Genomic DNA, 10,521 nt, shown 5'->3' with positions numbered 1-10,521 from the left:
GACTATCTCTTTAAAGCAAAAGGCAACGGCTGTTTTCTAGTCGTTGCTTTTTTTGAAGCCTTTTTGTCCCAGCCTCTTTTTAGAACTTGGCTTCAGGACTGGTTTTACTGTTTCATCCTCAATGATGCTCATCAGCAAATCAGAAAGCCAGCCGCAGTTTGCAGCATTTTTCCAAGAGTATAAAGTTTTTTTCGTCACCCGCCGTTAAAATTTTTTGTCTATATCCAGTCTTTCTGCTGCATGTTGCCTAGATTGACTAAAAAGAAGCGCTTATCCAGCAAAAATCATCGTTTCTCTTATAACCTCATATAAGAAAAAGGTATAGCAGACGGGGACAGTTTTTTGTTATAATAAAAAAGATAATGAAAAAGAAATGAGAAAAAAAATGGCGCAGATTATCGATGGCAGAGGTTTAGCAGACAAGCTGCAGGCAAGATTGGCTGAGAAAACAGCAAAGCTGAAAGAAGAAACGGGACGGGTGCCCGGATTGGCGGTACTGGTAGTGGGCAATGACCCCGCCAGCCAGATATATGTGAGAAATAAAGAGCGTTCGGCTCTGGCCGTCGGTTTCAGAAGCAAGGTAGACCGCCTGCCGGAAGCGACTGGTCAGGAAGAACTGCTGGCCTTGATTGAGACCTACAATCAAAATCCTGACTGGCATGGTATTTTAGTCCAGCTGCCTCTGCCAGCTCATATTGATGAGGAGGCCGTACTGGCAGCTATCAATCCAGATAAGGATGTGGACGGTTTCCACCCTATGAATATGGGCCGGCTTTGGTCCGGCCATCCGGTCATGGTTCCCTCGACTCCGGCCGGCATCATGGAAATGTTTCATGAGTACAATGTGGAGCTGGAAGGCAAAAGAGCGGTTGTCATCGGCCGCAGCAATATTGTCGGCAAGCCCATGGCCCAGCTGCTCTTAGCCAAGAATGCTACGGTAACCCTGACCCATTCCCGCACCCACCATTTGGCGGAAATCGCTAAGAAAGCGGATATTTTGATTGTAGCCATCGGCCGCGGCCATTTTGTGTCCAGGGAATTTGTCAAAGAAGGGGCAGTCGTCATTGATGTGGGCATGAACCGGGATGAAAACGGCCGGCTGATCGGCGATGTCAAATTTGATGAGGTTGCTGAGATTGCCAGCCTGATTACGCCGGTACCTAAGGGAGTGGGCCCGATGACCATCACTATGCTGATGGAGCAGACCTATCAAGCTTTTAAACGGAGTCTTAAAAAATGAAATTTGTCTTTGATTTGGATGGCACCCTGTGCTTTGATTATATGACGATTGACGAGGAGCTCAAGCAGGTTCTACTGACTGCTCCCCATTACGGACATGAGGTTGTTTTTGCTTCAGCCAGATCCTACCGGGACTGTCTGGGACTTTTGGGCTCGGAACTCAGCCAGCAGTTAGTTATTGGCCTCAATGGCGGTTTGGCTTACCAAGGCGGGCAGCTGATCTTTGAGCGGCAGCTGAATCCAGCTAGCTATCAGGCCGTGCTGGACTTCTGTCGGACCTATAATCTGCCTTTTTTCGTAGATAATACTTTTAATTATAGCGGTCAGATTTTGGAGAAAATTCCTTTTATTGCCAGTGTAGATCCGCTTGGCCGAGCCAAGCAGCTGGACTTAGCGGAACTCCAGCATCCCATAAAAATCGTCATCTATATGGGAAATCATGAGCAGCTAGTGGAAGATTTGCAGGCTCAGTTTGAAAATCTGTCTGATTTGACTGTCGACTACCATGAACACGAGCAGTGTTTTTATATCAATCCGGCTGACACCCACAAGGCCTCAACCATTCAGGAACTCTGTGGAGAAAACTATGTGGCCTTTGGCAATGACCAGAATGACATTGAGATGTTTAAGAACTCCCTCTATGCGGTTCAGGTCGGCGATTTCCCGGCTTTGAAAGCTTATGCTGATGATCAGGTGGCCCTAAAAGGCGATTTCATCTACGCTTTGGCTGCAGCTATCCGTCAGGCTTTTCTGGATTTTAAGGGAAAATAAGAATGAAAACAGTCAGCAGATCCTCTGGCTGTTTTTAAGATGTTCCTTTCACAAAAAAACTTTGTTCTTTGGCAGATTAGGGAATTTCTTCTCTGAAGAAAGCCTGCTTTTTTATTTTCAGGCTGAGCTAAAAATATGATAAAATAGGGAAAAGGAGAATGGATATGAAACAGATTGGCCAAGAATTGCTGCAAAAAGTCATCACATCGCGTCCTCTGAACAGCCACAAGGGGGATTACGGCCGGCTGCTGTTAATCGGCGGGACTTACCCTTACGGCGGAGCCATCATCATGGCGGCCCTGGCGGCAGTCAGGAGCGGAGCGGGTCTGGTTACGGCGGCGACGGATCGAGAAAACATCGCTGCTCTGCACAGCCGTCTGCCAGAAGCCATGGCCTTTGATCTGCGGGAGACTGACCGGCTGTTTGAGCAGATGGCCAGAGCGGATGTTGTCTTAATCGGTCCGGGTCTGGCAGAGGGGGACTTTGAAAAGGCTCTTTTAAGCAAGCTTTTGCAGGAAGCAGGAGAAGATCAGGTTTTGATTGTAGATGGCGGGGCTATCTCTCTTTTCAGCCAGGCAGCTCTGTCCTTTCTTAAAGCCCAGGCTATCTTTACACCGCATCAGAAAGAGTGGGAGCGCCTGAGCGGTCTGCCTGTTGCTGAGCAGACAGAGGCTGCTAATCGGGCTGCTGTCAATGCCTTTCCTTTGGGGACAATCCTTGTCCAAAAAAAGCATGGGACAGCAATTTATCAAAGCGGCAGCAGCGAAAGCTGGCAGCTGACAGCCGGCGGTCCTTATCAGGCGACCGGCGGCATGGGGGATACCTTGGCTGGTATGATTGCTGCTTTTGCTGGTCAATTCAAGGAGCAGAGTCTGCTGGACCGGGTTGCTGCCGCAACTCTCCTGCATTCCGTCATTGCAGATGCATTGTCCCGAGAAGCTTATGTGGTTCTGCCGACAGACATCAGTCGGGAAATTCCGCGGTGGATGAAGCTGCTGTGCGAGGAAAAGACAGATTTTTCATGAATTTTTTAGGAAAAGGCTTGTTTTTAAAGCGGTTGCATGTTAATATGAAAAAACAGGGAGAAGAAAGGCGGCAGGATGGTGCAGAAACGAGTCCGGCCTGCGCCTGCTTCCCGCAGGGTTTTTCTCCCTTGTGAATGGAACGTGGGCTTAGCTCTTGGCAAAAAGGATAAAATGTTTTAGAAGCTTCAGCTTCTCTGTCAGTTTTTCTATTTTTGCTCAGCGCTGCTGGCATCCTCGTATCTTGTGGAAGGAGGTATCAGGTATTGGTGAAAGCAACCATGAAAGATGTGGCAGAATTAGCTGGTGTGGGGCTGGGAACGGTCTCACGGGTGGTCAATGGCTACCGCGTCAAGGATTCGACCTATCAAAAGGTTCAAGAGGCGATCGCGCGTCTGGATTATTCCCCTGATGAATATGCAAGAGGCCTGAAAACAAACCGCAGCAATATCGTGGCCTTGATTATTCCGACTATTTGGCATCCTTTCTTTTCGGAATTTGCCTATCATGTGGAAAAGGAGCTTCTGAAAAATCACTATAAGCTCTTTATCTGCAATGCTGATGGGGATGCGGCCAATGAAATCGAGTACATCGAAATGCTGGAGAAAAATAAGGTAGACGGTATTATTGCCATTACCTATTCGGACATTGATAAGTATGTTTCGTCCAGCCTTCCCTTTGTCAGCTTTGACCGCCATTTCTCAGAGAATGTGTCTTATGTGACATCGGAAAATTTCCTAGGCGGACAGCTGGCGGCTCAGGAATTGCTGAAGCGGGGGGCCCGGCAGCTGGCCTATATCGGCGGGACTAATATTCACGAAAATGAGACCAAGCAGAGAAAGCTGGGGTTCACTGCTCAGGCAGAGGCGGAGGCTTGCGCTGTGCTTGAGCTGGATATGGAAGAACCCTTGGTCAATCCTGAAGAACAGATTGAAAGCTTTTTGCGGCTTCATCCTCAGATAGATGGGATCTTTACGGTCAATGATTTCATGGCGCTTCGGGTTATCAAGGTTATGGACAGGCTGGGCAAGGCCGCTCCGGAGGACTATCAGATCATCGGTTTTGACGGTCTGCGCAATGCAGAGGATCAATCCTACCTCCTGTCAACCATCGCCCAGTCTTTGGATCTGATCGCTCAGGCTTCTGTCGACTTGCTGCTGCGTTTAATCAGTCAGCAGCAGCGGGAAAAGACAAGGGTTGCCATTCCGGTTCGTTTTGAAGAAGGCGGCACTACCAAAATCCTGTCCTGAAATTCAAAAAATATCCTAAAAAGCAGTTGACTTTTTATGAAAGCGCTGTTATAATTAAAGTGCAAACGGAAACGTTTCAAAAAAGACAAAAAGGTCATCGGCCTTTCTCTTTTTCAAAGAAAATGGAAACGTTTCAAAAAGGAGGAAATTATGCGTAAAGGTATTGTTCTATCGGTTCTTACAGCCCTGTCGTTAGGATTTTTGGCTGGCTGCAGCGGTTCGGGCAGCGGCTCAAAGGATGCTGCTTCTTCAAACGACATCAAGGTTTGGGTTCAGTTTTCTGACGAGACAGCTGAAGGTAAGGCTTGGGACCAGGTTGTACAAAATTTCAACAAGAAATACGAAGGCAAGTACAAGGTTGTAACCGAGTATATTCCTCGAAGCGGCAGCGGCGGCGGCTATGAAGACAAGGTCAATGCGGCTATTACCACCAACAGTCTGCCGGACGTCATTACTCTGGATGGTCCTAATACAGCAGCTTATGCCCAGTCAAAAGTCATCACTCCGCTGGATGATTATGTCAAAGATGATGATATGGACGATGTTCTGGACAGCATCAAGCAGCAGGGGACTTACGACGGCAAATTCTATGCTTTTGGCTATTCAGAATCCAGTGTCGGCATTTACTATAATAAAAAGATGTTCAAGGAAGCAGGCATTGATGAAGCCAGTCTGCCAAGCTTGGAAAAGCCATGGACTTGGGATGAATTTAAGGCCATCAGCAAAAAACTGAAAGACCACTTCAAGGAAGCAGCTATTGACTTCCGTCTCAATTCCAATGATGAAATGCTGCCCTATGCATATATGCCGCTCATCTGGTCTAATGACGGAACAGTGGTAAATGATGACGGCACTAAGGCTGAAGGTTATTTCAATGCTAAGGAAAGTGTGGAAGCTATCCAGTTTATCCAAGATTTGGTCAAGGAAGGCTATACAACTGTCAGCCCGGTTGAAAAAGGCTTTGAGACAGGCCAGTACCCAATGGTTCTCAGCGGTTCGTGGACAATTGCTGATTTGGAAACCAATTATAAGGACATTGACTTTGGCATTCTGCCTTATCCGGTATCCAATACAACGAAGAAATTAGTGTCTCCTTCAGGCAGCTGGCAGCTGGGTGTGACTGAAAAGTCCGATAAGAAGGAAGCGGCGGCTGAGTTTGTCAAGTTTGCAACCAATACGGAATCAAGCGAAATCCTCAGCTTGGGCAACAGTGTGCTGCCAATCCGTAAATCCACTATTGAAAATATCAAGGATAAGGTTTCTGAACCAATGAAATTTTTGATGGAGCAAAATGCAGCAACTGCCCATGCACGCCCGGTTGTGGTGGCTTATCCGCAGGTATCCCGCTCCTTCCAGCAAGCCATGCAGGATATCAGCTACTATGAAGAAAATCCAAGTGTTCAGAAAGTGCTGGATGCGCGTGCCAAAGAAATGCAGGCAGCCATTGATCAAGCTCTGAATAAGTAATACTCAAAGAAAATGGACTGTTGACAAGGGATAAGAATAAGGTCAATAGACGATAAATTGTCTCATTGATTTACGAGGCTGGCTGTTTTTAGGCGGTGTCTTCCAAAAGATGCATCCCTCTGTGGGTGAGGACGCAGCCATCCCATCATGGGAGTCTGTCCCAGCCTCATCTTCGATGTTCAAAGAGTATCAGATCAGATTTGCTGCTTGTTCATGCAATCTAGGGATGGGGCACAACCGAGTATGAGGTGCGGCCTCGTCCCTGTTTTATTCTCCTGCTCATATGCATTTCTTTTCTTAAGTGATGACGCAAAAAGGAGATAAACCAAACAGCGGTATGAGTCTGCAGGCGCTATCAGGCTGCCAGTCTGTCGGACGGACTCTGAATCCGAATGAAAGGGAACTATTCATGAAGCAAAAGAAACGTCAGAAATTAAAAGAAAATCTCTTGGGCTACGGCTTTCTGTCGCCGGCCCTGATTCTACTATTGGTTTTCTTGGTGATTCCGGTTGGAATGGTTGTCTATTATGCTTTTACAGACTACTATCTGCTGACACCGGACGCCCGCAAGTTTATCGGCTTTGACAATTTTATCCGGCTGGCTAAGGATCCGACCTTCTTCAAAAGTGTCCTAAATACCGCTCAGTTTGTTGTCTGGATCATTCCGGTTCAGCTGGGAGCAGCATTGGGCATGGCATTGATTGTGAATAAAAAACGTAAGGGCAATATGTTCTTTAAGGTTGCCTTCTTTGCGCCGGTGGTTATGTCTCTGGTCGTTATTTCCATTCTCTGGCTCTATCTGCTCAATCCCAATAATGGTCTCTTGAATGCACTGTTGGACAAGGTTGGGATTGCCGCTCAGCCTTTCTTGCGGAGCCCCAAGCAGGCCATGTATGCGATTGTCTTTGTTTCTGCCTGGCAGGGAGCCGGCTATCAGATGCTGCTCTTTTTGGGCGGTATGCAGAATATCCCGCAGGATGTCTATGAGGCAGCAGAGCTGGATGGCTTTAGCAAGTGGGAGCAGTTCCGCTATATTACCATGCCGCTCTTAAAGCCAACAGCCCTTTTCGTTTTGCTGACGACACTGATTTCAGCCTTTAAGCTGATTGTGCAGCCGATGGTAATGACCCAGGGCGGCCCGATGAACTCAACTATTACGATGGTTTATTACATTTACCAGCAAGGTTTTACAGACCGCTTAGTCGGCTACTCTAGTTCCATTGCACTGGTATTTACGACCTTGATTGGCATGATTAGCCTGGTCCAAAGACGTGTACTGAAGGAGGATGAATAGAATGAAAGGTATCAAAGCAGGAACGGTTCTGGAATATATCCTCTTGCTCCTCTTGGCAGCCCTCTTTCTCTTTCCGATGATTTGGATGGTGGTGTCTTCTATGAAGCCGGAGGCAGATGTCTACAAAAATCTGAGCAGCTGGCAGGCTTTTTTGCCCAGTCTGAATCCGGCCAACTGGTTTAAACCCTATCAGGAAGTGCTGGAGCGCTTCAGTATCCTGACCTATCTGGCCAACAGTGTGTTTTATGCGGGGACTTTTGCACTGGGTTCTATTATCGTGAATTCTCTGGCCGGCTTTGCCTTTGCCAAGATTGATTTTTCCGGCAAAAAGCTGCTCTTTGGTTTTCTTCTGGCTTTGCTGATTATTCCCATGGAGACTATGCTGATTCCGCAGTTTACCATTATCAATGCTCTGGGTCTGGTCAACAATCGCTTGGCGGTTATTATTCCCGGCCTGGCCAGTGTCTTTAATATCTACCTTTTCAGAAATTTCTTTATTGCCATTCCAGAGGAAATCATTGAATCAGCCCGTATGGACGGCGCAGGGATTTTGCGGATTTTCTGGCAGATTATGCTGCCCATGTCTAAGCCTGCTGTTGCAACGGTCGGCGTGCTGTCTTTCATTTCCAGCTGGAATGATTACATCTGGCCGCTCATGGTCTTGACGGATTCGTCCAAGTTTTCCATGCAGGTTGCGATTACCACTATCAACACGACTCAGCCGGTTTATATCAATCAGGTAATGGCTGTGCTGACCATTTCCACGATTCCGCTGATTCTGGTTTATATCGTTGCTCAAAAATACATCATCCAAGGTTTGGGTGGTTCAGGTACAGGAATTAAGTAGGTCGGTCTATGAAAGAGAAAATTACAGAAGCGAACCGCTTCATAGAGGCACATCGCCATAAGGTCAAGGAGCAGTACAGAGGACAGTTCCACTTGCTGCCGCCTATTGGCTGGATGAATGACCCCAATGGTTTTGTCTATTTCAGAGGGGAATACCATCTTTTTTATCAATTTTATCCTTATGACAGCGTTTGGGGGCCGATGCACTGGGGGCATGCCAAGTCCAGAGATTTGCTGCACTGGGAGGAACTGCCGGTCGCGCTGGCGCCGAGTGAGGACTATGACCGTGACGGCTGCTTTTCGGGAAGTGCTCTTGTAGTTGATGACCAGCTGGTCTTGATGTATACAGGGCATGCGGAAGATGCAGAAAAAAGGACAGAAACCCAGTGCATTGCTGTGTCAAAAGACGGTCTGACCTTTGAGAAATATGCTGGAAATCCGGTCATTGCCCAAGAAGAGATTGCAGGGATTGCTGATATAGCAGATTTTCGAGATCCAAAAATATTCAAGCAGCAGGACAGCTATTATGCTGTAGTGGCCTCTAAAACAGAGGATAAGCGCGGGCAGATTCTGCTCTTTGAGTCCAAGGATTGCCTGCACTGGTCCTTCAAATCCGTTCTTTTGGAAGGCCGGGCTGGTCAGGGCATTATGTGGGAGTGCCCGGATTTGTTTCAGCTGGATGGCAAATGGGTGCTGCTCCTGTCTCCGATTGAGATGGAGCGTCAGGAGGAGCAGTTTTGGAATCTCAACTCTACTCTGGCTTTCATCGGTCAGGTAGACTGGCAAAGCGGCCGTTTTATGGTTGAAAACAGTCATGAAATTGACGGCGGGCTGGATTTTTATGCACCTCAGACCTGTGTCAATGATCAGGGGGAGCGTTACTTGGTGGCCTGGATGCAGATGTGGCACCGCACCATTCCGCCGCATCAGCTGGGACATGGCTGGTCCGGTATGATGACCCTGCCGCGCAAGCTGTCGGTCAGAGATGGCCGTCTGCATCAGGAAATTCCCGAAAGCTTTTTCGCTTTTCTGGATTTACAGGAGGAGTATGTCCATAATGCTGGTCAGGCTGATCTGCACTTTGCCAATCTGATTCAGCAGCAGCAGTATATCCGTCTGAGCTTGGAAACAGCCAGTGATGTTGAGCTGGCCTATGCCAGAAATCCTCAGACTGGTGCTGCAATCAGTCTCAGCTATTCCCATAGTCAGCATATCCTGCAGCTCAGCCGTGAGGGAGCAGGGCATAAAATTTCCGGGCAGGAGCAGCCTTATCTGGATACACGCCTGATGAAGCTGGAAAATCAGGACCAGCCCTTCGTTTTAGAACTGGTTCGCGACACCAGCTCCATAGAGGTCTTTCTTAACGGTCAGACCATGTCCATGACTTTTTATGAAAAGGATGCGGGCAGTGATCTTTTCTTAAGGACTGCTGGTCTGGGTGCAGGCAGTTTGGAACTCTATGCCATTCGATCATGAAGAAAGAGAAGAAGTATGGTAGAACTAAATCTGAAAAACATTTACAAAAAATATCCCAACAGCGAGCACTACTCGGTGGAGGATTTCAATCTGGATATTAAGGACAAGGAGTTTATCGTCTTTGTCGGCCCGTCCGGCTGCGGCAAGTCGACCACCCTGCGCATGATTGCGGGGCTGGAGGACATCACTGAGGGGACAGCCTCCATCGACGGCAAGGTGGTCAATGATGTGGCGCCCAAGGACCGGGACATCGCCATGGTTTTCCAGAACTACGCCCTCTACCCCCACATGACCGTCTATGACAATATGGCCTTCGGGCTCAAACTGCGCAAGTACAGCAAGGAGGACATTGACAGACGGGTCAGCGAGGCTGCGGAAATCCTGGGTCTCAAGGAATTTCTCAGCCGCAAGCCGGCGGACCTGTCCGGCGGCCAGCGCCAGCGGGTGGCCATGGGCCGGGCCATTGTCCGTGATGCAAAGGTTTTCCTCATGGACGAGCCCCTGTCCAATCTGGATGCCAAACTTCGCGTTTCCATGCGGGCGGAGATTGCCAAGATTCACCGCCGGATTGGGGCGACGACCATCTATGTGACCCATGACCAGACCGAGGCCATGACCCTGGCCGACCGCATTGTCATCATGTCGGCGACCAAGAACCCAGCCGGCACGGGGACGATCGGCCGCATCGAGCAAATCGGTACGCCGCAGGAGGTCTACCATCACCCGGTCAATAAGTTTGTGGCCGGCTTTATCGGCAGCCCGGCGATGAACTTTCTGACGGTGAGGCTGGAGGGCTCAGAGATTGTGGCTGAGGGGCTGCGGCTCAAAGTGCCGCAGGGAATTCTCAAGACCCTGCAGGACAGGGGCTATGAGGGTAAGGAATTGATCTTCGGGATTCGGCCGGAGGACATCAATACCGAGGCGGCCTTTCTGGAGACCTTCCCGGACTCAGTGGTGCATGCGACCATCTCTGTATCGGAACTTCTGGGGTCTGAGTCCCACCTTTACTGCCAAATCGGCTCCCATGAATTGATTGCGCGGGTGGACGCCCGGGACTACCTGCAGACCGGTGCCGGCATTGATCTGGGCTTCGACCTCAACAAGGCCCATTTCTTTGATGCAGAGACTGAGCAGGCGGTTTAGTATACTCAAAGTC

Annotated in this window: 10 protein-coding genes; all 10 read left to right on the top strand. The window is 48.8% G+C overall.

Annotation, left to right across the window (positions count from 1 at the left end; all coding sequences use genetic code 11):
• Nucleotides 1–183 (top strand): hypothetical protein (locus DHL47_RS08005; protein ID WP_209551503.1); only part of this gene is annotated, 183 nt, incomplete at its 5' end.
• Nucleotides 184–385: 202 nt separating this feature from the next.
• A complete protein-coding gene (locus tag DHL47_RS08000; protein ID WP_128837052.1) occupies nt 386–1,240 on the top strand; it encodes a bifunctional methylenetetrahydrofolate dehydrogenase/methenyltetrahydrofolate cyclohydrolase in 855 nt (284 codons plus the stop codon).
• A complete protein-coding gene (locus DHL47_RS07995) occupies nt 1,237–2,010 on the top strand; it encodes an HAD hydrolase family protein (protein WP_128837051.1) in 774 nt (257 codons plus the stop codon). Before DHL47_RS08000 ends, DHL47_RS07995 begins: the two co-directional genes overlap by 4 nt.
• A gap of 164 nt (nt 2,011–2,174) precedes the next feature.
• The gene (locus tag DHL47_RS07990) at nt 2,175–3,035 is read left to right on the top strand and encodes an NAD(P)H-hydrate dehydratase (RefSeq protein ID WP_209551502.1); all 861 of its coding nucleotides are present in this window, start codon (nt 2,175–2,177) and stop codon (nt 3,033–3,035) included.
• Between the two features lie 278 nt (nt 3,036–3,313).
• Nucleotides 3,314–4,282 (top strand): substrate-binding domain-containing protein, encoded by a 969-nt coding sequence (locus DHL47_RS07985; protein ID WP_206512694.1) that lies wholly within the window; start codon nt 3,314–3,316, stop codon nt 4,280–4,282.
• A 150-nt stretch (nt 4,283–4,432) separates the two neighbouring features.
• Complete coding sequence (locus DHL47_RS07980; RefSeq protein WP_164828446.1) at nt 4,433–5,749, top strand: ABC transporter substrate-binding protein; 1,317 nt, start codon at nt 4,433–4,435, stop codon at nt 5,747–5,749.
• Nucleotides 5,750–6,158: 409 nt separating this feature from the next.
• A complete protein-coding gene (locus tag DHL47_RS07975; protein WP_128837048.1) occupies nt 6,159–7,043 on the top strand; it encodes a carbohydrate ABC transporter permease in 885 nt (294 codons plus the stop codon).
• Nucleotides 7,036–7,890 (top strand): carbohydrate ABC transporter permease, encoded by an 855-nt coding sequence (locus DHL47_RS07970; RefSeq protein WP_128837047.1) that lies wholly within the window; start codon nt 7,036–7,038, stop codon nt 7,888–7,890. Before DHL47_RS07975 ends, DHL47_RS07970 begins: the two co-directional genes overlap by 8 nt.
• 8 nt (nt 7,891–7,898) lie before the next feature.
• On the top strand, nt 7,899–9,365 hold the full coding sequence (locus tag DHL47_RS07965; RefSeq protein WP_209551501.1) for a glycoside hydrolase family 32 protein: 1,467 nt from the start codon (nt 7,899–7,901) through the stop codon (nt 9,363–9,365).
• Nucleotides 9,366–9,380: 15 nt separating this feature from the next.
• On the top strand, nt 9,381–10,508 hold the full coding sequence (locus tag DHL47_RS07960) for an ABC transporter ATP-binding protein (protein ID WP_209551500.1): 1,128 nt from the start codon (nt 9,381–9,383) through the stop codon (nt 10,506–10,508).
• Nucleotides 10,509–10,521: the final 13 nt, after the last annotated feature.

The organism is Streptococcus panodentis (assembly GCF_017884005.1).
Lineage (GTDB): Bacteria > Bacillota > Bacilli > Lactobacillales > Streptococcaceae > Streptococcus > Streptococcus panodentis.
The sequence above is the reverse complement of the archived record's forward strand: the minus strand, read 5'-3'. Positions and strand labels throughout refer to the sequence as shown.